Source organism: Paenibacillus brasilensis (genome assembly GCF_009363115.1).
GTDB classification, from domain to species: domain Bacteria; phylum Bacillota; class Bacilli; order Paenibacillales; family Paenibacillaceae; genus Paenibacillus; species Paenibacillus brasilensis.
The window spans coordinates 4226468-4252078 of record NZ_CP045298.1 but is presented as its reverse complement, the minus strand read 5'-3'; the positions used below and the strand labels follow the sequence as shown (position 1 = coordinate 4252078).

Here is a 25611-nt window from a genome sequence, read left to right as displayed (position 1 = left end):
ATGGCTTTATATCTTATTTTCCATCCAGTAATAGAAGTAAAGTTGCAACCGCCTGATCCACAAAAGAACGCGCTGGACGTGATTTCATCATCACGGTAATCCCGATTAACAAAGAGACCATTGTATGAGCCAGAGCTCGTGCATCCAAAGTAGCCTCCAACTCCCCGGATCGTATACCACGTTCGATGGCTTCCTGAAAGACGGCAGACAGGTACATCTGGTGCTCTCTGGTCAAAACTTCAAATTTTTCATCATGAGGGGCTAATTCGACCATCGTATTGACGCAAAAGCATCCCCGGTTAGAGTCACCCTCATATTCTTCCGCCACAACTCCTGTAAAAAAAAGATAAAATGCTTCTTTTACAGATGAACGACTTTGCAGCTTAGTGCGCACACGAGCAGCATGAGATTGCGTATATTTACGCAGCGCAGCTTCAAATAATTGTTTTTTGTCCCCAAATGCAGCGTAAATGCTGGGGCGCTGAATTCCCATTTTGGAGGTCAAATCGCTTAAAGACGTGGCCTCGAACCCTTTTTCCCAAAAAATTTGCATTGCTGCATCCAATGCCTGTTCCTCATCAAATTCCCGTGGTCGAACCATAAGTAATCCCTTCTTTTTCGTATCGTTCAGTACATTAAGATTGTATGATCACCCGCAACAGCTGTCAAATAAGCATATGATAAATACTTGACATCTCACTGGAATACGAGTTATATTGGCCTAAAATCATTATGTACCAATCGGTATATTATACTTATCAGTATGTAATAAGACTAGAAAGTGACGTGATGTATGCAATGAAGATGTCAGAAGTCAGACCTATGCAATCTGTTGCCGCTCATTCCATGTCCAGCTCAGTAGCACTCCTGTTTGCCATAGCCTGCGGGCTGGCTGTCGCCAACATTTATTATGCACAGCCCTTGCTGGATGCGATTGCGAACGAATTTGGTATTACGCCTTCATCGATAGGTGTGGTCATTACGGTCACGCAAATTTGTTATGCGTTAGGACTGCTGCTGCTCGTCCCGCTCGGCGATCTTTTGAATCGGCGGCGATTGGTCACAGGACAAATGCTGCTATCTGTACTGGCGTTAATCGCGGTCAGCCTGGCTCCCAGCCGCACTCTGCTGCTCCTAAGCATGGCAGCAGTTGGAATGCTGGCTGTAGTAACCCAGACGCTTGTTGCGTTCGCTTCAACTTTGGTCGCCCCTGCTGAACGTGGACGAATCGTAGGTTTGGTGACAAGCGGAGTGGTGATCGGTATTTTACTGGCGCGAACCGTGGCTGGTGTGTTGACTGATCTCGCTGGCTGGCGTACCGTTTACCTCGTTTCTGCTATACTGACGCTGTTGATAGCTATAGTTCTGTTTTGGGTGCTGCCGAAGCATGAGCCTAAAGGTACGACGCTTTCCTATCCGCAGCTACTTCGTTCGGTTCTCGTACTATTTGTGCAAGAACGAATTCTGCGTATTCGTGCTGTCCTTGCGCTGCTTATTTTCACGGCATTCAGCATATTGTGGACTTCGCTTGTGTTGCCTCTCAGTGCTCCCCCAATCTCTCTTTCGCATACTGCCATCGGAGCCTTTGGCCTGGCTGGAGTCGCAGGGGCTTTAGCAGCTGCACGCGCTGGACGTCTTGCCGATCAAGGTCTGGGACAGCGAACAACGGGTATAGCGCTGGCACTGCTATTGCTATCCTGGCTGCCAATCAGCTATACCGAGTATTCTCTGGTTGCTTTGGTGCTTGGCGTAATCCTGCTCGATTTGGCCGTACAGGCCGTACATGTCACCAATCAGAGCATGATTTTCAACGTTCGCCCCGAGGCACGCAGTCGACTTACCGCAGGCTATATGATATTTTATTCGATTGGCAGCGCCACCGGAGCCATTGCCTCGACTCATATGTACACCTATGCCGGGTGGAACGGGGTATGTCTATTGGGAGCTAGTGTCAGCGCTCTGGCTCTTATCTTTTGGGCGGTAACCCACCATTCGTCTTGAGCAGCTATAGTGTCTTGAACAGCTCATACTATAAGTTTAAAGCATCAAAAAAGCCGCCCTTCCACAAATCATGGCCAGGCGGTTCTCTCTGTCACTCAAAATTCATCACTTAATCGCAATGTAAATCAAAACAGGCTCCTCCGGGCTGCCATACACTTCAAAGTCACCTGTGTATGTCCGCTCCGCATGTCCCATGGCAGCCCACTGCCAAATAGTCTGCCATACACGGAATACAGAAGAAGGCTCTTGGGTTGCCTGGAAAACAGCGTAGCGTGCAGCCGGAATTGCAAGCTCTTCAAGATCGTCAGGGGTTTGAAAATCCGCAGCCGCTTCCTTCCCGATAAAAAAAGTGTACTCGCCCAAAGCACCATTTTCATAGTCGGTGTAACAGCCATAGACGGAAGCTTGTCCCTCATGACCTCTGATCCGACCAGACACACCCTCAGCCCAAAAACGTTCCCACATGGCTGGTATGATCCCATGCGATGTTTGTTCTTTTAGATTACTTGTACGTGCTTTAAGTCCGATTAAATGGATGTCACCCCGGTATTCCACCCGAATGGGCCCGTCCATTTGAAGTTCAGTATCTTCTGAAGTACGCCACCGCTTTAAATTCGGCAGATGATTGCGCAACATCGAAGTCGCTTCTTCTGCCTGCATTCCCTCCTCTACCAGGATAGGCACACACTGTTGAATCATCTCCTCCATAGTCAAGTCAGGTTGTACAAATGCCCCTTCCTTGTAACAATACTTGCAATACTCATCCGTTTCACCATGTTGTGCATCTGTCCCATATTGATCCTCATGCTCCAGCGGCATCCCGCAGCTTTGACAAGCTGTATCCATTTCTGTCAATCCCCTTTCGCTAACTGATATGCCACCAGTATAACGAAACAAACCTGACAGCTATCAGTCAGGTTCGTTTTGCTTTAGCCTAGAATATCTAATAAGAATTCCTTTATGATTCCGGACCCGCTTCATAATTAGACGCAATACGCAGCGCCATCTCCCGAATCTTGTCCCGCAAATGGGCCGGTTCCTTGACAACCACATCCGGTCCCAGGCTGAGAATAAATCCGTACGCCCACGCATCCTCGGGAAACGGGACCGAAACCGTATAGATCCCTTCCGTCTGCTCGATCAGCGCTTCCACGCCAAACCAGTCTTCCGCCAGATGCCTGGAATTGCGGTTAAATTGTAATGTAAACGGCTGTACAGCCCTGGCTGCTGCCATCCGCCCTTCATTCCATGGAAGTATTTCATAGGAAAGATCCTTGCGAGTAAAAGCCGTCTCTGTTACGACAGGGTCACTCATGCGGGAAAGCTTGAACAAACGAAACTGCTCCCTGTCGGAACAGTAAGCATACACAAACCATTGCTGTCCTTTCAGAACGAGCGTATGCGGTTCGACATCCCGCTTCGTGATTATTCCTTCCGCATTTCGATAGGTAAAAGCGACAGTGCGCGCCTGGCTCATTGCTTCCTTCACCTTTATCAATTTACCTTCCTGCGCAGCCTGATTTCCCCATCCGGAATGATCAACGATGAACTGAGCAGCACGGACACTAAATTGTTCCCTTCCTGACTCTGGTATAATGCTCTCGAATTTGTTAAGCAACCGTGACACATTGGGGCCACCCAACGACGAGGATATGCTCTGCAGACCCATCACAATATCCTTTATATCAAGATCCGTCAGCATACTGCGATCCAGACGGTATCCTTCCATCAAGCCGATTCCCCCATTGGCTCCCTGAAAGGTCACCACCGGAATACCAGCCATGCTGATCGCTTCAATATCTCTGTAGATCGTCCGTATTGAAACCTCATACTTATCGGCCAGTTCCTTCGCTTGAACTCTATTTCTTTGCAGCAGCAAAATGACGATAGAAAGCAATCGGTCAATTTTCATCTTTTCAAAACCTTTCACCATTAATAATAATAAGCCATTAGCTCCTCATCATATCCCTGACCGTGATATACCAGTGCATTCTTTTCTATACCATAGGTTTCAAAGCTTAACTTCCGTTCCTTCAACTGTTTTCCTTCATCTTACTCTATCTCTTATCTAAAATGAATCTGTTGTTTCTCGAATAAAAAACCTCAAGTATCCCATCCAGTTGGATAGAATACCTGAGGTTTTAACCACTCATTCCATTTATGACTCGTAGCGCTTCAGCACAATGACCGCATTATGACCGCCAAAGCCAAAAGAATTAGATAGCCCGATATTTAATGATGCTTTGCGCGCTTTGTGAGGCACATAATCTAGATCGCAGACGGGGTCCGGGTTGTCCAGATGAATCGTTGGCGGAATGATACCCTCCCGCAGACTTTGTACCAGCGCAATCGCTTCGACACCGCCTGCAGCTCCCAGCATATGACCCAGCATGGACTTATTCGCAGTCACAGGAATTTGGTAGGCATAGTCGCCAAACAACTTGTGGATTGCAAGGGTCTCAGCTTTATCCCCCGGCAACGTACTCGTTGCATGGGCGCTGATCACGTCCACCTCTTCCGGAGTGATACGTGCAGAATGGAGGGCCGCTTTCATCGCCAGATAAGCTCCAGTTCCTTCAGGATGCGGCGCAACCACATGATAGGCATCTGAGCTCGCTCCATAGCCGATGACCTCACCATAGATTCGTGCACCGCGCTGCACAGCGTGTTCCAGCGATTCCAGCACCAGAATGCCTGCGCCTTCGCTCATGACAAAGCCATCCCGGTCCTGATCAAACGGTCGGCTTGCAATCGAAGGCTCCTCATTGCGTGTTGACAAGGCAGTCGCGTTAGAGAAGCTGGCCAAGGCTAATCGGGTAACCGCCGCTTCTGCTCCACCGGCAAAAATGACGTCCGCGTCCCCTGTACGAATGGTCCGAAACGCTTCGCCAATCGCAGTATTCCCGATAGAGCACGCTGTAACGGGCGACATAGTAGGACCCATTGCTCCGAACGCGATACTAATTTGAGCAGCAGCCATATTGGAGATCATCATCGGCACCAGTGTTGGGCTAACTCTGCCCGGACCACGGTTAAGCATCACCTCTACATTGTCCACCAACGTGTCCAAACCGCCGACTCCTGATCCCACATAGACTCCGACACGCTCCAGATTGATTTGATCCAGTTCCAGAGCGGAATCCTTCAGCGCTTGCTCTGCCGCGTATAATGCAAACTGAGTAAACCGGTCCATTCGTCTGGCATCCTTACGTCCCCATCGCTTTTCTGCATCAAAATCCTGTACCAGCCCGGCGATTTGTGCTTTTAGATCGGATACTTCGAATGTATCAATTTTACGTATACCTGAATTGCCTTCCAGCAAATTTTCCCACAGCGTGTCCACTTCATTGCCCAGTGGCGACACGACACCCATACCTGTAATCACTACTCTTTGCATAGTTATTCATTCCTCCTGCTCGATAGCTTACTTATAATCCTCATTTTACCCTCACTTTATCCTATTACAAGTGTTTGTTTATCCTGGTATAATGAACACTACTATGAGAGAGCAGTAGCTGCTCAGTCCTTCTTTACCTATGAATGGAGTGAAAATACCTATGAAAACCGAAGCACGCCTGGAAGCATTATCTGTTTTTCTCAAAACAAAAAGAGCTCGTCTACACCCGCATATGGTCGGCCTGCCCCAAGGATCACGTCGCAGAACACCTGGCTTGCGCAGAGAAGAAGTTGCTCAGCTGGCTGGTGTGAGTACGACCTGGTACACCTGGCTGGAGCAGGGACGGGATATCAAGGTGTCGCCCTCTGTCTTGGACGCCATTGCCGCCGCTTTGCAGCTAAATACGGATGAGCGCAAATATTTGTATGATTTGGCGCTCGAAGCCGGTTTTCACGCCCCGCCTGCTTCTGCCGAACAAACGGTCATTTCCTCCTCGCTGCAAAAGATTGTGCAGGAGCTGCGCTACTGTCCTGCCATTATTTCAGATCGGCGCTGCCATATTGTCGGCTGGAATGCCGCTGCGGCGCATGTTTTTATGGATTTTGCCGAGCTGCCACATGAGCAGCGCAATATGATTGAACTGCTATTCACCAAAAAGGAGTTTAGAAGTCTAGCCGTAAATTGGGAGCATTTTGTAAAAGGGTTTCTGGCCATTTTCCGGGCATATTACGGACAATACGTGACAGACCCTTGGTATGCACAATTTATACAAAATATGAGTCAATCCTATCCGGAGTTCAACGAGCTTTGGAATCAGAGCGAAGTAAGCTCTGCGCCGGAAGTGCTCATAGAATTTCGTCATGCCAAGGCTGGCAAGATGTTGTTTGACCTAACCTCTCTCCAGGTACAGGGAGGCGGCGATCTGCGTTGCAGCATTTACACCCCCAACGCGCAATCCTCTACGGAAAGCAAACTCCAAAAGTTAATGGAGGACAGCTAACGGATTTTATCCCTCTTGTTATGAAGATATCTTTTTCCGTCCATACTACATCTACGATCTGTGCAAAATAGATGTCATATATGTGACAGAGCCAAGAACTTCAACTGTGCTACTACCAGGAGGGAGGGAATCATCATGAAAGCCAAGCCAACAAGTTCCCCGCACACACAAATTCAAGCGCCATTGCCTGTTCCGGTGCAATTCGACCGCAGCTGGCAGGAAGAGCTGGATCAGCGCCTGCACAAGGGAGGTCCTTGGGGAGATTGGGATCTGTATCAGCTGGCAATCGAGGCCGAAAAAGCCAAGCTGGTGCCGAGCTTTGATGAGCTTCAATGTCTGCAGCATTTGCAGGACCTCACTCCACTGCCCCATCAGCTGGATACGGCTCGAAAGGTACTGTTTCAAATGTCCGGTCGGGCCATTCTTGCTGATGAGGTCGGCTTGGGCAAAACAATCGAAGCCGGAATGATCCTCAAGGAATATCTGGTTCGCGGACTAGCTTCTAAAGTGCTCATTCTTGTACCCGCTTCCCTAGTCTTGCAATGGGTGCGGGAGCTGAACAGCAAATTTGGCATTCCCGCTGTCGCCCAAAAAAAAGCATATTCATGGTCATCCGAGGTCGTTGTGGCCTCTATGGATACCGCCAAGCGTGAGCCACACAGCAGCATCCTGCTGGATACTGATTATGATCTGCTCATTATCGACGAAGCTCACAAGCTGAAAAATAAAAAAACATCAAACTACCAGTTCATTATGAAGCTGCGTAAAAAATACTGTTTGCTCCTGACGGCAACTCCTGTCCAAAATGATTTGTCAGAGTTGTTCAATCTCATTACATTGCTAAAGCCCGGTCAGTTGGGCAGGCAAGGCGATTTTTCAGCCAATTTCGTGGTGGATAAGCGTCTGCCTAAAAATGAGGATCAACTCAAGGATGAGCTATCCAAAGTCATGATCCGCAATCGTCGCGGCGAAGGCCCGGTTCAATTCACCAAACGAAATGTTTCCAACATTCATTTGGAGCTTTCACCGGAGGAGCAGGCGCTGTACGATGGGGTGACCTCTTTTGTCAAAGAGCAATATCAGGCGAATGGCGGAAATTTAAGCAGTATGCTGTCTCTTGTTACCCTTCAACGGGAAGTGTGCAGCAGCCGGGATGCCGTATTCGTCACGCTCGTTAATTTATCCAAAAAAATGGCGCCGGACTCTCCTCTACGCGATCGTGTCTGGGATTTGGTCGCACATATTAAAGCGATCAAGGCCAATTCCAAAGCCGAAAAAGCGCTCGAACTCATCCGTCAGATGAACGAAAAAGTGATCATTTTTACCGAATACCGGGCTACACAGGAATATTTGCTGAACTATTTCCGTGACCGCGGGCTGTCTGCCGTTCCTTACCGGGGCGGTATGAATCGGGGACGCAAGGATTGGATGATGGATCTGTTCCGAGGACGCATTCAGGTCATGATCGCTACCGAAGCTGGCGGTGAAGGCATTAACCTGCAATTTTGCCACCATATGATTAACTTCGATTTGCCGTGGAACCCCATGCGGGTGGAACAGCGGATCGGGCGGGTGCATCGGCTTGGACAACAGCATGATGTTCATATTTTTAACTTGTCTACAACCGGAACCATTGAGGAGCATATTCTTCACCTCCTGCATGAAAAGATTAATATGTTCGAAATGGTCATTGGCGGGCTGGACGTCATTCTCGAAAAGTTTGAGAAAAAAGAATCAATTGAAAAAAGTCTGTACAAAATCATGCTCGAATCCAGCGATGATGATGAAATTCGCCGAAAAATGCAGGAGCTGGGCCACTCACTGGATTCTATCAAACTGGAAATGGAACAACTGCGTGCTGACAGACCATCCTCTTCGAATTCGGCAGGAACAAACCAAAGCGGCGCTGAGTTGCTAAACTTGTCTGGCAATGCAGTGCCTGCGACCAAAGCTCGACGCAGCGTGAAAGGAGGTCGCTAAATTTGAGCATGAATTCGCAGCAAGTTCAGCGTTTTGTCCTCACCTATTTGGAAGCTACCGGATGTAGCGTTATCGAGAGGTCGCCCAACCATGTAACCGTCAAGCTTTCTCCCGAAGCGGATAAAGCCTTAACCAACCGGCCCTACTATTGGGGGTATGTAGAGCGTACTGGCGTTCCAGCACAAACGATGTCCTTCACGTTCATTTTTGATGGAGAAGCCTACCGAGCGGAACAGGAACGCTTGTCCAGTCAGGCACCGCCAGCTCCAACAGCCGGCAATCCCGCTCAGGATCAGGTGATGGGCCGTTACTTCGGCCATGTTCCAGCATTACCGCAGCTCGGCCCCGGCCGTATTTTGCAAGAGGAGCTTCGTTATGGAAGCCGTCGTCTGCATCAAATTTTTGAAGCTGCACGGGACGGGGGAAAATATGTTTATTTGTTTGAGCAGCCTGATGCCCGTCAGCTGACTGCCCGGTCTCCGGTAGTCTATGAAGCCTGGCTCGGCGTCTGCTATAAGGTTGAATTTGCCTGTGACTTGAAGCGAGAGGAGCTTCATTGGCTGGGCATTTCACTCAAGAGCGGCAAAATCATATCCGACTTTGGCGAAATGATTGAAGCCCGTCAACTAAGTCCACTGTTGGCGGGCAATATGCATGTACAAGCTGCCAAGCTAACGGTCTCCGAGGCTTCCAATTCGCTTAAAAACTACCTCACTGACCTGCTCCGGCAGCAGGATTATAGTTGGGCTGAGCAAGCAAAGGAACGGTTGCGAGAGGAATTGGAGGTCATTGACCACTACTACGAAGACCTAACCAAGGAGCAGAAGGATCAGGATAAAGAGGAAGAGGACAAAGAAGAAGCCATCGTGGAGCAGCATCAAGCCCGTCGCAAAGAAATGGTATGGCAATATGAGCCCAAGGTACTCGTATCCGCCATTAACTGCGGCATATTTCACCTGCGGTAACCGATATCTCTCGTTCCTTCGCAGGCTATTTACAGAAGTATCGCCAGCTTGTAACATCGTGCCTCAGACTGGAACGATTTCCGCTATGGGAACGACAAGCCTCGCTGAGCCTGCCCCTATTTATCGACAGCAAAAAGCGAACACGGTCAGAACCTTTGCGCCGACAAGGTGCAGCAGTCTTTTCACCGGACAAGCTGTATGCTGGATAAAAAGAATGCCTCCGCCGGACAAGACAGCCGGCAGAAAGGTGGATTTCATTGAAGAAAAATCATTCCGGGCACTATAGCGTGGGCATGATCGCAGCTGTTCTGATCGGCCTGTCCGCAATCTGTCCGTTCGCTTCTATCCATGCGGCTTCCTCAGCCGCTCAGGGCAACCATGTTAGCTCAGAGTTCCTCTACAAATCAAGTTCTTTGGATTCCCCATTGAAGGAATCGGCGGGTGATGCTTCCGCAAATCCCCCTATTCAAGAGCAAGGTGTGCCTTCGGATGTAAAACAGACTGCGGACGACATGATACAATCCCTATCATCGCAGCCTCCTTTTTCCCAGTGGAAGGATGCCGAGCTTAGCTACCATCCACTGGGACCTGGAACCCATAGCTGGCTTGTTCAAGTGAACCGTGCCGGAAAATCCATTGGCTACCTGATTATCGGAACAGACACTAATGGCGTCTATCAACTTAATGAATACGGAAACGGCCCAGGCGGGCCATACAGTATGGATGTACTTCGCCAATCTCTTAAGTCACTCGCAGAGACCGAACTTTCATCTAGCGACAAGCTGCAAATCACACCCATGTATGAGGAACCGCTATTAGCCTATTGGCTGGTACGTTCCTCAACAGGCAGCGAATTATGTATTGATGCAATGACCGGTGATCCACTTCCGGTAGAAGTAGCAGATGGGAGTTGGAAACATAAGCTTCACAATAATCCACCCCCATCAACAGTAAACTTTTTGCAAACACAGGCACAATCCGTTACTTTCTCGGCTGATCCTTTCAGCCCCTATGACGATCTTGGTTGGCTTCAATCCAAGCAAAAGCTTTCCATCCATAACACAGACCAATTTATAGATACGCTGCGTATATCACCACGTATAATCTTTTCTGCCACAAGTATCAACTTTGCATTTGGTGGGCCCTTATCCATTAACGGGTATCAAGCCTGGAGATCCCCAGATGATCCGTCACATCCAATTTTATATGCGTTAACCCAGCACCATGATCTCTCCCGATTTGTACCACTAAAACAGTTGTTGCCTGCTGGCGAATTCTATCGTTTGGACTCATAGTATTACAATTACGGAGTCATCCCATATGCAACCTAAAAAAGAGACCTCAAACGGCATACCCTATGCCTACTGTGGTCTCTTTTGCAGGTTCAATGTCGCTCCCTTCGTCTTATGCGTGCAGATTTTATCCACATTTTAAGAGCGAGCGGCAGCATGCCGAACCATTTGTTCATCCACGGCTCTTTGGTCTGTCTTTGGCTGCGTCGTACATCACGCGGTGTTTCAATATACCGAACAATCCGCTGCGTAATATATGTCACCAGCTCGTCACTCTTCGCCATCCTCACAACCTCCTTCAATCTGCTCCTTAGCATTTCCATTCAAGCTACTTGGAGATACCTGATTTACACATGAGGTGCAGATAAACCTAGCTTGCTCATTTTTCAAAAAGTCTAATCCCAACAGGAATAACTATGCATGGTTTCTCTTAAATGGAACATACTATCATCAACATAATCTTTCCCATAGCTAATGATTTATGGGAGGCAGCTATGCTGCAATCAATCCGTCTACTGGAGGAATAGAACGTGCAAAATAAGAAATTGAACAAGCTATGGCTGACAGGGCTTGGGGTGAGTATTTGCATCCTTTGCAGTTCTGTATTTCCGGCCTATGTTGATGCAGCTACTCAGCCCAGTGAAAAAAGCATTGAACTGAACAAGACTACAGATGGTCGATCTAGTCCATATCCACCCTATCATGCGTTTGCCAAGCCAGTTGTCCTGATAGATGTCGGTCACGGCGGTGTGGATGGCGGAACAAGTCACAAAAATCTTTTGGAGAAAGATGTTAACCTTGCCATCGGTCAAAAATTGTACTTGATTTTACGCTCACAGGGCTATCCTGCTGTTCTGAATCGAGACAAGGATTACGCGCTGAGTGATGATAACCGCTGGCTTCCCTCCAAATCCAGACACCTGAAAGACCTGGCCCAGCGCAAAAGCCTCACCGAGCAGCTGCCTACCTCCCTGGTTGTAAGCCTCCATGTTAATTGGGCCAAACGCTCCGAGAAACGGGGGCCGATCGTTTTATATCAGGATGAAGGCAGCAGTTATCTATTAGCTCAGCGGATACAGCATTCATTAAACCGCCTGTTCTGCATGAATAAAGAAACGGTTTACGGAAAACCCTTTTATCTTCTGAACACAATCCAGCAGCCCGCGGTAATTGTGGAAACCGGATTTATCAGTAATGAACAAGACAGAGCTATGCTTTCAGCGGATCGCGGACAAAAAGACATTGCTGAGGCTATAGCCGAAGGCATTATTGCGCATCTGACGGTATGGTAGTGTTGATTGGCTTCCCCTTCCATCCCCAAACAGAATGCACCAGATCGCTAATGCCCACAAATTTGGCATGATCTTTTAGTGCAGGAACCGCCGATCGAAGAGCTGAGGACGTGTACATCCCAGACACGCCGACATGTCCAATCGTTACACAAGTGTCGTTCTTGTCCAGCCATTCAATCACCTTCGCAATTTGTCGATTCACATGGGCGAGCGTATGAGCATCGTCCAAAAAAATATCATTGCGTACTGGCGGCATACCCTTTGCAGCGGCAAGTTCAGGCACGACTGACCAATAATTTGTACGGCTATCGACAAAAAATAGTCCATGCTCCTTGCAAACATCAAGAACAATGGACATAATTCGCTTGTCTGAAGTGACTTTGGAGCCCATGTGGTTGTTCATCCCTATCGCATAAGGTACATCCTTAATGGCTGCCGTCACCTTGGCACGCACTTCGTCATCCGTCATATTGGCCTTAATCGCTCCGGGTCCCAGCCATTCCGGTCTTCCCTGCTTTGGCTCCATGGGAAGATGAACGATGACATCATGACCACGCATATGCGCTTCTGTGGCATCCTGTTTGGTTGTAGGTAGGAAAGGCATCACAGCCACCGTAACTTTAACAGGTAATTCCAAAATCTGCTTTGTCCCTTTCATGTTGTTTCCCATGTCGTCGATTATGACGGCAACCATCTTTTGCCGCTGTTCCTGCTTATCTAAGGCTTTTGCCAAATCACTTCCCATGCTCCAAGCATTTCCACATACCATAAACATGAGACAGACCGAAATACAGACCATAACGGTTCTTCGTACTTTAGTGCTTGGTTGATAAATAGGCGCACACGTGGGCTCGTTCCGATTACGAAATGACTGTATGGCCTTTTTTATGATATTTCTCATGCGCAGCTTCCGTCGTTTACTCATTGCGGGTCAGCCTCCTTCTCTGTCCCTTCATTGTGTGAGTAACCTCGTCTAAATATGTATAAGGCAGACCCATGAATTCATCACAATCTGCCTCGGAGACGTAAAAACGTATACTTAAAATCGTTTACCAGTTCTTGTTGATAAATTCATCACGACCCGACTGGGCGCGATCTTCCTTATAGTGCTTCACATTTTTCTTGTGGTAACCCTGATGATACTCCTCTGCCGGATAAAAAACCGAAGCTGGAAGGATTTCCGTTACAATGGGCTTATCAAAACGTCCACTCTGTCCCAGCTGTTCCTTCGACTGTTGCGCAAGCTCCCGTTGCTGTTCCGTATGATAAAAAATAGCAGGCTTATATTGTGTACCCCGATCCTGAAATTGACCTTCCCCATCGGTAGGATCTGTTTACGGCCAATACAATTCCAGCAGTTTTTCATATGGAAACAGTTCAGGTTCAAACGTAATCTGTACCACCTCGTAGTGACCTGTGGTTCCTGTTTTAACCTGCTCGTAGGTCGGATCGGGAATCGTGCCTCCAGTATAGCCTGAGACAATACCCTGAATGCCAGGTAGTTCCTCAAACGGAGTTACCATACACCAAAAGCATCCACCTGCAAAAGTAGCTTTCTCCATCTATCATCCAACCTTTCAATAGCTTCATCATAAGCGTGTTAATTTTATCATATCTAGCCATCCGAAGTCGCTCCATAATTCACCCGCAACACACTCTGTATACTGTTTATGTACAACGAAAAAAGGATTTACTCCAGTTTGCATTTATACAAAAAAACTCCTGAATCTCCATAGGGTGAAATTCAAGAGCTCGTTCAGTATGGCTATTTATATCCTCCGTATTTCTTCTTGTAATGGCTTAGGGTCAGAAGTGGCCATATGTACCGGTAGCTATGATAATGAGTATAGAAATTACCCGGGAGCCCTGCACCCATAGGATATGCGGTCGGCCAATCATCGTTTTGCAGCAATTCCATCAACTTGTATATTCCTCTATCGACGGCAGCAGACGGCTGCGGCTGAACCGCGATGAGTGCGTCGAGTGCCCACGCAGTTTGGGATGGCGTACTTTCCCCTAAGGGCATGTAATGCATCACCCGGTCACTGGTGCAGGATTCCCCCCAGCCCCCATCCGAATTCTGAATCTGCAAGAGCCATTCCGCTCCTTTTCGAATCGCAGCATGGTTCGCCGGGAGCCCGGTAGCCTCTAAACCAGTCAGTGCCGCCCAAGTACCGTAAATGTAACAAATCCCCCATCTTCCATACCATGATCCGTCCTTCTCCTGATGGGAGATCAGCCAGTTGACCCCTCGTTTGATAAAATCTTGCCTCATGTCGAGTCCGCAACAATTTCCGAGGTATTCCAATGTGCGTCCAGTAAGGTCTGCTCCCGATGGGTCGATAGCGGCAGACTTGGCACCATCTATAGCCAGCCATGTGAGCATTTTCCTATTGGTGTTTTTTTCAAATGCGGGCCAACCGCCGTCTTTATTTTGCATGGATATAACCCAGTTTAGCCCCCGATTGGATGAGTCACGATATTTAGGATTTGTACGGGACAGACTGTGAATCGCTCTTAATGCGGCTGTTGTGTCGTCTACATCGGGATTTAAGCTATTGGTCTCAGAGAATCCCCAGCCACCAGGAACCGTATCCGGATTATGAACACTCCAATCCGCCGCTTTGTCCTGTTGTCTGGATAAGAGATAGGCTGTCGACCGCTGCACGGCCTCATGATCCCCGCCGACACTGGACTCCTGCAGCGCATAGGAGATCAAGGCCGTATCCCAGATCGTTGAGGGCGAATTCTGAATGGTAGCTTTACCGTCAAAGCGATACTGCATTTTTGTCAACCCTTGAACGGCCTTTAAAATAAGCCGATGGCGTTTATCATAGCCCAGTGCAAGCAGAGCAAAAACCATGAGTATGGTGCTACTCGCATAACTATAGAGAGTGCCGTCCGATTCGATGCGATTCAGCATGAATTGCTCCGCCTTGCTTAGAGCTGCTTCATGGATATAACGGGGAGTTCCGAGAAGTCTGCTGAGACCAATACGTATGCTTTCCGCAATCTTCCGATGCTCCCGGGATTGTGGCTCTTCGTCATGATAGCGTGAATCAAACAGATCGGATACAATGGGAGCCTTATCCGTTGATATAGAAAAATTGCGATCCGCCATGATCAGCATTGGGATCAGATGGACGCGGGAATAACCTGAGAATTCATACAGATTGATAGGCATATAGGCAGGAAAAAGGATGATCTCCAGCGGTATGGACGAGATTGATGCAGGCCATTTGCGCTGCCCTGTTGCAGCGAGAATCGACTTTGTCAGAATGCTGTTCGATTTCCCCGGTCCACCTTGCGATTGAATGTAACGTCTGGCCCGCTCCATTGACTCGTCCGTCGGTTCACTGTACCCGGAATAGAGCAGGGCATAATAGGCATCAACGGAAGCGGATAAATTACCTTCTTGCTCATCCCGGTACCAACGCCAACAGCCTTCCGGCTGCTGCTCTGCAAGAATGCGATCATGAAGACGCCGGATCAGCTCTTCATTTTGTATATCCAATATCCTAAAGAGGATGATCACATAAGCATCCATCGTCACCCCATTCTCAAAGCAAAAATGCCATGATCCATCTTGATGCTGACGTCGCACGAAAAAGTCCCTCAGCTTCCTTAACCCCTCATTGACCGCGCTCTGTATATCACCCATTCTCTTGTACCTCCAAATAACGTCATGATGTACATTATATGAACGTCGGTATGAGGAAATGATGTACGGCTTATCAGCTTAAAGGAAATTCAGGAATGACTGGGACATAGCGATTATTCTACTACGGCGAACATTTATGCTTATCTACAGCTTGAAAATGTCTTCGGCCCATGTGATGAGCACCGCTTTGCAGATTCCGGATATGCAAAAAAGCTCCTGAATCTCCACATAAGGAAATCAAGAGCTTGTTCATTCTTAAGATAATGCGGTCGAGAGGACTCGAACCTCCACGGGGGTTAGCCCACACGGACCTGAACCGTGCGCGTCTGCCAATTCCGCCACGACCGCATATATGTTGTCGTATGTCTTCGAAAGATAACTTTCTTAGCGACAAGATAGATCATACCATGCTCATATCAAGATGTCAAACCTTTTATGTTTTTTAATTCTTCTTGATAAATAAGGAATAATGAGTTAAAATAGGAACACAGGTTCCCTATTTATTCATTCAGATTTGATTTATCATTCTATTTCCCTAAGGCGGTGAATGGTTATGATCTCTTCAGCTACTGTTCAGAATGAATTGTCTCTTGTAAAAAGTTATCTGCTCCTGACCTTTATTCAAAAAGTATTTGAGCGGGACAGTCTGATTCTTGAAGAGAGCGGTGTCCTGAAAACACCTGGTCTTTATGTCGAAATGATCAACGCAGGAGTAGATCGTACCGGAATCTTACTATCGGAAGTAAAACATGAATTCAATAAATGTTATATTCGTGTTCTGGATATACAACAAAACCACTCAGGCGTTCACGCCACCTATATAAGTAAGGGGATCAAAAATCAGTTCAGTATGGCTATGCCCGCATTCCGCAAAGAAATGTATGAACGAATGCGTGCTTATCTCGGGCTCTCAACCTCTATGCCTCATACAGCTGCCTTCCCTTTACCCGAAAAACATCACCCCGAGTCTCCAGACAGCCGCTCAACTTCCAAGCCCCTACGGTTCGTTGAACGGAGTCTGGTTACCCCCTCCTCGGCCTATAAGCATAAACCGCTTCGCTCTGCTGCTCCTGCCGCAAGTGGAAGTGCATAATCCCCGCAACAGCCCACAAACAAAAGAAGCTTCCGCAGGCACACCACAGGACTAACCCCATAACGTGCTCGGAAGCTTCTTTACATAATCATCAGCTATCGTTATCCATTTTAACCGCTATGAACGGTGTATAAAGAATTCCCATAAATCATTCGCTTTATTGCAGTGCATTCTGTACACGTGTAACCCCTTGGCTAAGTGCGTGTCCTCCGCCTACCGCTGCAGCTACAGCAATGGTCTCCATAATCTCCTGGTCACTTGCTCCCTTGGATCGAGCCTCGTCCACATGATAAAAGGTGCATACCTCATTGTTAGCAAATAAACCAATGCCGAGCGCAATCAGTTGCTTGGTTTTCTCATCTAGACTCCCGGCTTGAAAGCACTCTCCAGTGAAACGATGATATGCATGGACTACCTCCGGCAGCTTTTCTTCCAAATGGCTGATTTGATCCTTGTAAGCATGTACTTTTTCATTCATAACAGTCATTGACACAGCACGTCCTCTCATGTTGAGTTATTCTTCATTACTGTGTCCGGTTTGGAGTTTCTGTATGCTGATGAGCCACCAACCAATGATATTCAACCAATTATCGAAGCACATGCCTCTAATTATCCAGTTCTACCGGATTGTAACGCGGCTCACTGAACGGCTGATATGTATAGCTGCGATCCAGCTTGACCACACGTCGATTCTGGCGGCGAATAAGTACTTGCTCATCATCCCACGCTAAAACAATGCCAATGACATCGTTGGACTCCAATCCATCGCGCACGACACGTACCTTCTCACCGGAAAGTCGATAGGCATCCAATTCTTCATCTAAAATCATCCTTGTCCCCCCTTACACACTTTATTTGGTATAACGAACAGCAATATATGCAATTAAATAGCTTAAAAAGAGACCTAAACGAATCACTTAGGTCTCTTCTCTCTTACTACTTATATGGATTGCCAACAGAGCGACAAATTATCCCGACTGATTTACACTGTGATCGTGTTCTTTTGTATCGTTCTTCTCGTACCAGAAGTCCAGCACTTGTGCAGACAACACTCGCTGATCTACATACTCCACTTGGTGGGCAGTAAATTCTTCTTTCCAAGAGAAGGACAATTCCTCGCATAGGTTAACCAACGTCAACAACTCCGACCAGGCCACATAGCGTTTATACCAAAAAAACTGAGGATGTTCAATCATATAGGGATATAAATCGTCGAATTCCGTATGCTTACAATCCAAGGCACGTTCAAAATGTACTTTAGCCGCTGCCAGTTTTTCCAGAAAAAACTGTTCGGTCAATTGTTCTTTCCCCATGTTGCTGCCTCCTCTCCCAAAACCTTAACTATATTATAAGCGAAATTGAGGCACATGCAAAGGTTATTATTAGAAATCCGGATCATGAGCTGCTGAATTGTTACTATTCAGCAAACTCAATCTTACCGTCAGCCAGCGATGAGATCTTGACCAGTGACTCGACACGAATGCCCTGTTCACGGATCGTTCTCGCTCCGGCTTGGAAGCATTTTTCCACTGCAACTCCGAATCCAACCAGTTCTGCTCCCGAACGTTGGATGATTTTAACCATACCTCGGGCGGCATCGCCATTAGCGATGATATCATCAATGAACAATACACGGTCATTTTCGTGAATAAATTGACGGGATAGCATAATATCCGTGACAATACCTTTCGTAAACGAAGGCACGCGTTCGCACAGCGCATCCGGGGCAGCCAATAAAGTCTTTTTACGACGAGCAAATACCAGCGGTACACCCAACTCCAGCGCGGTCGCAAAACCGACGGCAATGCCTGAAGATTCCACGGTCACTACTCTTGTGATTTTTTCTTCCCGGAAACGGGCTGCGAACTCTCGTCCCATTTCCATCGTCAGTTCCGGATCAACCTGGTGATTAAGCAAACCATCCAGCTTCAACACCTGATCTGACGCAATCACACCTTCATTTAAAATTCGTTTCTTTAATACTTCCATTCCATGACCTCCCAAGGCATTCCTATGCGGTAAAAGTACCATACTTTACCCGCCGCTTTCAAGCCAAATCCTGCTTTTCCATATGGTCATGTAACATTTTTTTTACGCTTGTTCAAGAACCATGCGGTGATTCCTCCCAAAACGATCAAAAGAATGACGACCAAACCTACCCGATGCGTCACCTTCTCCATCAGCTTTGCCACCTGTTCCCAGTGCATACCTACCGCATGTCCAATCCCCAGAAACGTACCGCACCACAGCAGCGCTCCTGCTGATGCATAACAAATATAGCGAAAAACGCTTAGACGGGTTGTACCTGCCAAATATGAGGACACATGTCTTAAGCCAGGGACAAAATAACCAAACAAGATCCCCCAGGTGCCGTAGCGCCCAAACCAATTTTCGGAAGAGGCAATTCTTGAGGGTGTAAGCCTCACCCATTTACCGTATCGGTGCAACAGCGGCTTGCCCAGTAGACGACCAAGCGTGTAGCTAACCATCATCCCCGTCATACTTCCGAAAAATGTAACTGCCAGCGCAGCAATAAAGTTGTAGTGTCCTTGAGACACGAGCCCGCCGAAGGCAATCATCAGCACTTCGTCAGGGATCGGCATACCAGCCACTCCAAGGGCAAGCAAGCCGAACATTGCCAAATATCCGTATTCCAGTATCCATGCAAGGATTTGACCCATAAATTACGCTCCCGTCAAGCTATTCATTGAATTCACTATAATTATTTCAGTCTCATCCAGTCATGTCCCATTTCAGTTGAACATAGTTTGTATTATATGCTCGCTGTAGGGTTATTCAAGCAGGCAAGGAGGGACTAGGGATGAAACGTAATATTCATGTTTTGCAGATTGCTTTTACATACATCGGTACAATCGTCGGTGCCGGATTTGCTACCGGACAAGAAATATTGCAATTTTTCACACAGTATGGACGCTGGGCTACACTCACTATAATGCTGTCCACAATCATATTTGTATGGCTGGGTACAAAAATGATGCTAATCGCCCATGATATTTCAGCCAGGTCCTACGAGGATCTGAACAAGCACCTTTTTGGCGCCAAGGCCGGAAAATGGATCACCTGGTCCACGCTTACTGTACTGATCGGCGTAAACAGCGTCATGCTCGCAGGAGCCGGCTCCGTTTTTGTAGAGCATCTTCATCTGCACTACCAGACAGGACTGCTCATTACATTGATCGGAACTTACTTGCTGCTGAATAAAGGGATTAAAGCAATTCTGCATATGAATACCATAGTTGTCCCACTGATGATTACCATATCTATTTTGCTCGTTCACAGCACACTTTCCATGCCAAATCCGCAGAGCTTTATTACGAATACGACAGATCACAGCACATTACGGACATGGATTTCTCCAATCCTGTACACGTCCTTTAATCTAACGATGGCACAGGCCGTGCTTGTCCCGCTTGGCAGCCAGACTTTTTCCCGCAGAACCATCCGTTTGGGCGGCATTTTCGGTGGCCTTGGTGTCGGGTTTATGCTGATGGCTGCACATTTTGTCATGTCAGCACATATGCCGGGCATTCAGCAATTTGAAATTCCGATGGGCAGTATTGCTTACCAGTTGGGCTCGATGGTCGAAATCATATACATTTTACTCATTTTTATGGAAATCTTCAGTACCTTTGTGGCCGATATTTATGGAGCCAGTCTGCAAATTCGTCAGCATATCCAAGTTTCGCCCAAGCTTATCACACTATTCATTATGCTCACATGTTTTCTAATCAGTCAGTTCGGCTTCAGTTCACTGTTATCCGTCCTCTATCCTATTTTCGGGATACTCAGTCTGATGTGGGTTAGTAAACTGATTATGGCAGGACGCAGGAGGCCCTTCCGCTCCTCACGTCCTCACTCCAGCTTTCGACATTCCGATTCCAAGCCAGACCATAAGCGCCATAGCTAATGTGGAAATTTCAAATACATTTTCTTCAGCTCATTAACTGCCCTGCTCAAGGAGTAGCTTGATTTAGCCTTATCGCAGGCTGATCTAGCCAGCTCATAACGATAGGCAGGATCTGCAATCACCTTTTCCAGTGCGTCTGCCAGTGCCTTCGGATTATCGGGTGGCACAAGCAGACCATTGACCCCGTCTTCGATTTGCTCCGTTATTCCCCCCACCTGTGTACCGACCAATGCCAGACAGCTCAGCGCCGCCTCTGCAAATACGGAACCAAAGGCCTCCGCACGTGAAGGCAAAACGAATACATCAAAGAAAGGCATAAACTCTTCCGGATGAAGAGTATATCCATAAAAAATCGTCTCATGGTAAATATCCAGCTGACGCGCCATCTCTTCCAGCTCAGGGCGAATCGGACCATCTCCGATAATATGCAGGACATAGCTCTGATTTCTTTTTTTCAGTTCTGCGCAGGCCTTCAACAAAATATCCAGCCCCTTGGCCGGAACGAGGCGGCAGACTGTGATCAGCTGCGTCACTTCATTTTCGTGCGGGATGGGCTTAAAACGCTTTTCATCGTATCCATTCGGAATGACCACAATATCTTCCGGTTTTTGTACATACGGTGCTAAATAATGCTGGAAAGAACGAGATACCGCAACCAGGCGGTCTGCCTTATACTCCATTTCTCGATAGAGCGACACCAGAAATTGATGTTCAGGCCCATTTTCCTCTATTTTACCGTTTAGAATTAACTCCTTCTCATAAGAAGAGTGAATCGTCTGTACGAGCGGGATGTCAGGAAAAACATTTTTCATAGCAATCCCGGCAATGGGATGATGAGCATGAATAAGATCAAAGGGCTTCTGAATACGCAACCGGGTCCACCACAAATAGTCACGGTACGTCTGGATATATTTTTGAACAATTGGATACTGTGCATATTGCGTCCAGTCAAAGGTATCAAAGATTACTTCATCCCTCCCCTTGTTACGAATCCGTTTAGGGATTGAAAATAGCTCCATTTCCCAACGGGGAGATGAAAATCGCTCTTGCAGATATGGAATCATAGAAGATACGCCGCCCGGTTGCTCGGGTGGGAAAAAGAGAGCCTGTAGCAATTTCATGACGTGCTTCCCCTTTCAAGCAATTGTACTGACCGGAACACAGGTTATATGTATAGGTTTCCGGATTTTCTGAAAGATGATATATTGAGGATAAATGTTAGGTACAAAAGAAAATTATAACATTTTAATTGGAATTAATCCTGTCTATTGTATCGGAACGATATCGCCCGTTCAATAGATTACTATCCAGACAGATGGAGTCGGTGACGTTGACGTTATTGTTCTTGATGGGAACATGGGGTTTCCCATCTTTGGCCGGGGCTGTAACTGCAGCCTGCGGTTTGTATATTATACTCATGATGGCGCTTATGTGCGTAATCATATATAGCAGACAACGAAAAAAAGCCTATATTCTTTTTTCAATTGCCGCTATTTTTATTATGACATATGAAGCGATGAATCTCTATTCGGCGAGTGGAGGCAAGGTGCAGACGCACGGAATCGTGTGGAAAAACACGCTTGAGGCGTTAGCCTTCGTGCTTATCAACGGGGCCGTATTTCAACTCTACCGAAAGCTAAAGCGTACGGAAACATGGACCCTCCTGTTACTGGGCGCGTTACTGTTACTCCCCATTCTCGCCTGGGCTGCCGGCTTGCTGCCCGCTTGGATCAGCATAGCAAAGCTGGTGGAGTTCACTCTGTTTTATCGAGTATTGGTGCTTATACTGAGCATGGCGTTCATTCCCCCGCGAATCGGCCAGCCCAAGAAATTTACAGTCGGCTTGCTTCTGTATTTGCTCTGGCTCGGCTGCCTGTGGCTGGGAAGCGATATCCCTGTAGAGGAAGGCACGACAAGTACAGCTCTGTGGATATCATTTTTGCCGCTGCTGTATTACACCACGCTGTTTATCATCCTGTTTGAACGGATTGCGGAACTGCTTCAAAGAATTTACCGTTCTTCCATCACAGATGGTCTGACCGGCCTGTACAACCGCAAATACTTTTCGGGACGACTGCGACGATATATAGAGCAGGGGATCCGGGTGTCGGTTATTTTTTGTGATATTGACAATTTCAAAAAACTGAATGACACACAGGGTCACGCCCGCGCGGATGAAGTATTGAAGCAGGTTGCACAGATTATGGAGGATGAGCTGGATGAAATCGGACTGACCGGTCGTTACGGCGGTGAGGAGTTGGTCGCGATGGTTGTGGATCGACGAGCCAAGGTCGAACATGTCGCTGAACGCATTCGCGAACGGGTGGCCGAGGAAAGCATTGTGACCATCAGTGTCGGTCATAGTACAGTCAAAAAGGAAATAAACCCGGATGAACTGGTCAAGCAGGCGGATCAGGCGATGTACATATCCAAAACAACAGGTAAAAACAAGGTTACAGCCTATAAGGCAGCGGAAGTGAAAAAAAGCCGGACAGCACAGGCACAATAATTCATATCCGCCATCCGTTATATGTAAATTTAAAATGACACACAGTGAACTCTAATAAGAGCCTGTGCGTCATTTTATTGTGTATCCTCATTAAGTCTCTGCCGTTGCAGACGCCAGCTCCCGCCCAATCCATGCCAACTCCTCGTGGGTTAGCTCACGATAGCTGCCCAGCGGCAGCTGTTCATCCAGCGATAACGGGCCCATGGCCGTTCTTTTCAGATAGGTCACCTTTTTACCAACCGCCTCGAACATGCGCTTGACCTGATGAAACTTCCCTTCATGGATCACTAGCGAAATATAGGAAATGACTTCTTCATCCGTCTGCTGCGGATATTCATGCCGAAGAATGGTCAATTGAGCGGGAAGCGTAACATAACCGTCATCCAGCTCCACTCCTGCTGCAAATTGCTGAATATCCTCTTCCGTAACATGACCCGATACGGTAGCCTCATACGTTTTAGGGACATGACGTCGTGGAGACAATAGTTCATGCGCCAGCTTGCCGTCGTTGGTTAACAACAATAGCCCTTCTGTATCTTTATCCAGTCGCCCTACGGGAAATGGCTCAAAATGCCGTTCCTCCGCACTCAACAAATCCAGCACCGTTCGTTCGCGCGTATCCTCGGTTGCAGAAATTACACCGGGCGGCTTGTGAAGCATAATATAAATATACTCCCGAAAAACAACACGTTCCCCGTTCACTTCAATCTGATCGTTGTATGGATGAACCTGCAAGCCGCTATCCTTGATGGCTCGACCATTCACCGTAATGATCCCTTGCTTTACCTGTCGCTTGATATCACTGCGTGAACCATATCCCATGTGGGTTAAAATTTTGTCCAAACGCTGTGTTTGCCTGCCCTTTCCACTCATACCGATGTCCACCTCCAACCTGTAGGATATTCATTTTTGAGCATGCCATCCTGCCACTTTCCCCATCCGGCAGTATATCCATCAATACATATGAGAACGTAGCCTTTGGGCTGTGCGTCGTTCTTCAATGTGATTCGCTGAACCGGGATGGATAAGGTCTCACCCTTTAAATAACGAATGGCTTCAGCATCTGAACTAGAGAGGTTTATGCTTCTAACCGCCTCAGACGGCCGCAAAGCTACCGCCAACGGGTGCGAAGGGACAAATCGACCCTTCTTGTCGGTGCCTATAAACCAGCCCGGACGCACCACTTTAAGGCCGTCCAGACGATGTGAGGACAGCGGCGACTGATAGATGCGATCTCCATAGACAACTGTATAGCCAGCAAACGACATCTCCAGTTGCTCTTGTACAAACTGGCGATAGGATTCCATCACATCATGCGATGCGCGTGCAGCCGATTTTAAACCCTCTTTGCCGGAACGGGACCTGCTGCCCTCAAACCCGCGCGCAGTCGCTCCTTTTCCTGGCTTCCCATCTTTTTTATTTCGTTTGGACTCGCCAACAGCATGTCTGCTCTGTCCGCTTCGAGTCAGCGGTTCCACGACAGACAAATGCTGTTTCCCACGCGGCCGCTGCGCATCCATGTTCAATATCTTCTCAGCCGCAACGGCCCGACTGCCCTGATGCTGCAATACAGCGATAAAATGACCTTCGCCCTCTACAAGATGCGGCCATAGACGCGCCGTTCCACGCAACTCAGGGTGGGCTGAGGCAACCTCTTCACTCACCCATTCAGGGTGCCCTGATGCAAAGCCTGCACCTAAAGGAACAGGAATAACCTCAAAATCAGGGTGAGCCTCCAGAAACTCCGCGATCATCCCCTCATTTTCCTCGGGTGCAAAGGTACAGGTCGAATAAACGATCCGCCCTCCGTCGCTCAACATCGAAGCCGCTACGCGCAAAATGTCTCGTTGCATGACCACACACTTTTCCACGGAGTGCGTTTCCCATTGCTTCGCCATGTCCTCATCCTTGCGGAACATGCCTTCTCCCGAGCAAGGTGCATCAATTAAAATCTTGTCAAAAAAATGAGGAAAGGCTTCAGCGATTCGGTCCGGGCTTTCATTCAGTACCACAGCATTACGAACACCGTATAATTCCACATTTTTGGCCAACGCCTTGGTTCGTTCCGCGCTAATATCATTCGTTACCAATACGCCGCTTCCTTGCAGCTTGGCAGCGATTTGAGTCGATTTCCCCCCTGGTGCAGCACACAGGTCCAATACAGCCTCATCCACAGCTACATCTAGCAGCTCTACCGGAGACATTGCGCTGGGTTCCTGCACATAATACAGTCCCGCATGATAGTAAGGGTGTAACCCAGGCTTCGTACCGTACGGAATGTAAAAGCCTGTACTGCACCACGGAATCGGCCGCAGCTCAAATGGCGAAATCGCCTTAAACGCCTCCATCGGAATTTTTAACGTATTGACGCGTATTCCTGCATGTGGCGTATGATCATAAGCAGCCATAAAAGCTTCAAATTCGTCACCGAGCAGTTGCTCCATGCGCTTCACAAATGCTGTAGGAAGCTGTACACCCATAATCGTAATCATC

The 25611-nt window shown here is 47.8% G+C and carries 24 protein-coding genes, 1 tRNA gene and 1 pseudogene; 9 read left to right on the top strand and 17 right to left on the bottom strand.

What is annotated here, in order from left to right:
• Window positions 1–13: 13 nt before the first annotated feature.
• Complete coding sequence (locus GCU48_RS20290) at window positions 14–601, bottom strand: TetR/AcrR family transcriptional regulator (RefSeq protein WP_152381258.1); 588 nt, start codon at window positions 599–601, stop codon at window positions 14–16.
• 197 nt (window positions 602–798) lie between these two features.
• Between GCU48_RS20290 and GCU48_RS20285 the strand changes: the two genes are divergently transcribed.
• Window positions 799–2001, top strand: coding sequence for an MFS transporter (locus tag GCU48_RS20285; RefSeq protein ID WP_152381257.1), 1203 nt, complete (start codon window positions 799–801; stop codon window positions 1999–2001).
• Between the two features lie 105 nt (window positions 2002–2106).
• Here GCU48_RS20285 and GCU48_RS20280 read toward each other — a convergent pair whose 3' ends face one another.
• From GCU48_RS20280 to fabF, 3 genes are all read right to left on the bottom strand, one after another.
• Window positions 2107–2847 (bottom strand): zinc ribbon domain-containing protein, encoded by a 741-nt coding sequence (locus GCU48_RS20280; protein WP_152381256.1) that lies wholly within the window; start codon window positions 2845–2847, stop codon window positions 2107–2109.
• Between the two features lie 112 nt (window positions 2848–2959).
• The gene (locus GCU48_RS20275) at window positions 2960–3913 is read right to left on the bottom strand and encodes a helix-turn-helix transcriptional regulator (protein WP_152381255.1); all 954 of its coding nucleotides are present in this window, start codon (window positions 3911–3913) and stop codon (window positions 2960–2962) included.
• Window positions 3914–4159: 246 nt separating this feature from the next.
• Window positions 4160–5398 carry a beta-ketoacyl-ACP synthase II gene (gene fabF, locus GCU48_RS20265; protein ID WP_152381254.1) on the bottom strand — a complete coding sequence of 413 codons (1239 nt, stop codon included), beginning with the start codon at window positions 5396–5398 and terminating at the stop codon, window positions 4160–4162.
• A gap of 160 nt (window positions 5399–5558) precedes the next feature.
• Here fabF and GCU48_RS20260 point away from each other — a divergent pair, with 160 nt between their 5' ends.
• The 4 genes from GCU48_RS20260 (at window position 5559) to GCU48_RS20245 (ending at window position 10638) form a co-directional block, all read left to right on the top strand.
• Window positions 5559–6398 (top strand): helix-turn-helix transcriptional regulator, encoded by an 840-nt coding sequence (locus GCU48_RS20260; protein WP_152381253.1) that lies wholly within the window; start codon window positions 5559–5561, stop codon window positions 6396–6398.
• 135 nt (window positions 6399–6533) lie between these two features.
• The gene (locus GCU48_RS20255; protein ID WP_025720784.1) at window positions 6534–8378 is read left to right on the top strand and encodes a DEAD/DEAH box helicase; all 1845 of its coding nucleotides are present in this window, start codon (window positions 6534–6536) and stop codon (window positions 8376–8378) included.
• A gap of 2 nt (window positions 8379–8380) precedes the next feature.
• Window positions 8381–9343, top strand: a complete 963-nt coding sequence (locus GCU48_RS20250; protein WP_152381252.1) for a YqhG family protein — start codon at window positions 8381–8383, stop codon at window positions 9341–9343.
• A gap of 257 nt (window positions 9344–9600) precedes the next feature.
• The gene (locus GCU48_RS20245) at window positions 9601–10638 is read left to right on the top strand and encodes a hypothetical protein (RefSeq protein ID WP_152381251.1); all 1038 of its coding nucleotides are present in this window, start codon (window positions 9601–9603) and stop codon (window positions 10636–10638) included.
• Window positions 10639–10727: 89 nt separating this feature from the next.
• Here GCU48_RS20245 and GCU48_RS20240 read toward each other — a convergent pair whose 3' ends face one another.
• Complete coding sequence (locus GCU48_RS20240) at window positions 10728–10919, bottom strand: YqzE family protein (RefSeq protein WP_025720789.1); 192 nt, start codon at window positions 10917–10919, stop codon at window positions 10728–10730.
• A 246-nt stretch (window positions 10920–11165) separates the two neighbouring features.
• Here GCU48_RS20240 and GCU48_RS20235 point away from each other — a divergent pair, with 246 nt between their 5' ends.
• Window positions 11166–11927, top strand: coding sequence for an N-acetylmuramoyl-L-alanine amidase (locus GCU48_RS20235; RefSeq protein ID WP_152381250.1), 762 nt, complete (start codon window positions 11166–11168; stop codon window positions 11925–11927).
• On the opposite strand, the gene GCU48_RS20230 is transcribed toward GCU48_RS20235, so the two are convergent.
• From GCU48_RS20230 to GCU48_RS20215, 4 genes and pseudogenes are all read right to left on the bottom strand, one after another.
• Window positions 11902–12852 carry a divergent polysaccharide deacetylase family protein gene (locus GCU48_RS20230; protein WP_152381249.1) on the bottom strand — a complete coding sequence of 317 codons (951 nt, stop codon included), beginning with the start codon at window positions 12850–12852 and terminating at the stop codon, window positions 11902–11904. The two genes, GCU48_RS20235 and GCU48_RS20230, sit on opposite strands and share 26 nt — an antisense overlap.
• A gap of 124 nt (window positions 12853–12976) precedes the next feature.
• Window positions 12977–13489 (bottom strand): annotated as a pseudogene (gene msrA, locus GCU48_RS20225) (peptide-methionine (S)-S-oxide reductase MsrA).
• A 203-nt stretch (window positions 13490–13692) separates the two neighbouring features.
• Window positions 13693–15588 (bottom strand): squalene--hopene cyclase, encoded by a 1896-nt coding sequence (shc, locus tag GCU48_RS20220; protein WP_152381248.1) that lies wholly within the window; start codon window positions 15586–15588, stop codon window positions 13693–13695.
• 264 nt (window positions 15589–15852) lie between these two features.
• Window positions 15853–15936: transfer RNA gene (locus GCU48_RS20215), tRNA-Leu, on the bottom strand.
• Window positions 15937–16141: 205 nt separating this feature from the next.
• On the opposite strand from GCU48_RS20215, the gene GCU48_RS20210 reads away from it, so the two are divergent.
• Window positions 16142–16681, top strand: coding sequence for a YhjD family protein (locus GCU48_RS20210; RefSeq protein ID WP_152381247.1), 540 nt, complete (start codon window positions 16142–16144; stop codon window positions 16679–16681).
• 157 nt (window positions 16682–16838) lie between these two features.
• On the opposite strand, the gene GCU48_RS20205 is transcribed toward GCU48_RS20210, so the two are convergent.
• The 5 genes from GCU48_RS20205 to GCU48_RS20185 form a co-directional block, all read right to left on the bottom strand.
• Window positions 16839–17168, bottom strand: a complete 330-nt coding sequence (locus GCU48_RS20205; protein ID WP_025720799.1) for a carboxymuconolactone decarboxylase family protein — start codon at window positions 17166–17168, stop codon at window positions 16839–16841.
• Window positions 17169–17286: 118 nt separating this feature from the next.
• Complete coding sequence (locus GCU48_RS20200; RefSeq protein WP_025720800.1) at window positions 17287–17511, bottom strand: hypothetical protein; 225 nt, start codon at window positions 17509–17511, stop codon at window positions 17287–17289.
• A 138-nt stretch (window positions 17512–17649) separates the two neighbouring features.
• Window positions 17650–17994, bottom strand: coding sequence for a hypothetical protein (locus GCU48_RS20195; RefSeq protein WP_007429850.1), 345 nt, complete (start codon window positions 17992–17994; stop codon window positions 17650–17652).
• 103 nt (window positions 17995–18097) lie between these two features.
• A complete protein-coding gene (locus GCU48_RS20190; protein ID WP_025720801.1) occupies window positions 18098–18670 on the bottom strand; it encodes a xanthine phosphoribosyltransferase in 573 nt (190 codons plus the stop codon).
• Window positions 18671–18756: 86 nt separating this feature from the next.
• Window positions 18757–19362, bottom strand: a complete 606-nt coding sequence (locus GCU48_RS20185; protein WP_025720802.1) for a DedA family protein — start codon at window positions 19360–19362, stop codon at window positions 18757–18759.
• A gap of 140 nt (window positions 19363–19502) precedes the next feature.
• Between GCU48_RS20185 and GCU48_RS20180 the strand changes: the two genes are divergently transcribed.
• The gene (locus GCU48_RS20180) at window positions 19503–20609 is read left to right on the top strand and encodes a YkvI family membrane protein (protein WP_152381246.1); all 1107 of its coding nucleotides are present in this window, start codon (window positions 19503–19505) and stop codon (window positions 20607–20609) included.
• On the opposite strand, the gene GCU48_RS20175 is transcribed toward GCU48_RS20180, so the two are convergent.
• A complete protein-coding gene (locus tag GCU48_RS20175; RefSeq protein WP_025720814.1) occupies window positions 20606–21730 on the bottom strand; it encodes a glycosyltransferase family 4 protein in 1125 nt (374 codons plus the stop codon). The genes GCU48_RS20180 and GCU48_RS20175 overlap by 4 nt on opposite strands.
• Before the next feature lie 227 nt (window positions 21731–21957).
• Here GCU48_RS20175 and GCU48_RS20170 point away from each other — a divergent pair, with 227 nt between their 5' ends.
• Window positions 21958–23118 carry a diguanylate cyclase gene (locus GCU48_RS20170; RefSeq protein ID WP_167518795.1) on the top strand — a complete coding sequence of 387 codons (1161 nt, stop codon included), beginning with the start codon at window positions 21958–21960 and terminating at the stop codon, window positions 23116–23118.
• A gap of 90 nt (window positions 23119–23208) precedes the next feature.
• On the opposite strand, the gene GCU48_RS20165 is transcribed toward GCU48_RS20170, so the two are convergent.
• Window positions 23209–23991: a pseudouridine synthase gene (locus GCU48_RS20165; RefSeq protein ID WP_152381245.1), complete on the bottom strand. Its 783-nt coding sequence runs from the start codon at window positions 23989–23991 to the stop codon at window positions 23209–23211.
• Window positions 23988–25598 (bottom strand): RsmB/NOP family class I SAM-dependent RNA methyltransferase, encoded by a 1611-nt coding sequence (locus tag GCU48_RS20160; protein WP_152381244.1) that lies wholly within the window; start codon window positions 25596–25598, stop codon window positions 23988–23990. Before GCU48_RS20160 ends, GCU48_RS20165 begins: the two co-directional genes overlap by 4 nt.
• Between the last annotated feature and the right edge of the window lie 13 nt (window positions 25599–25611).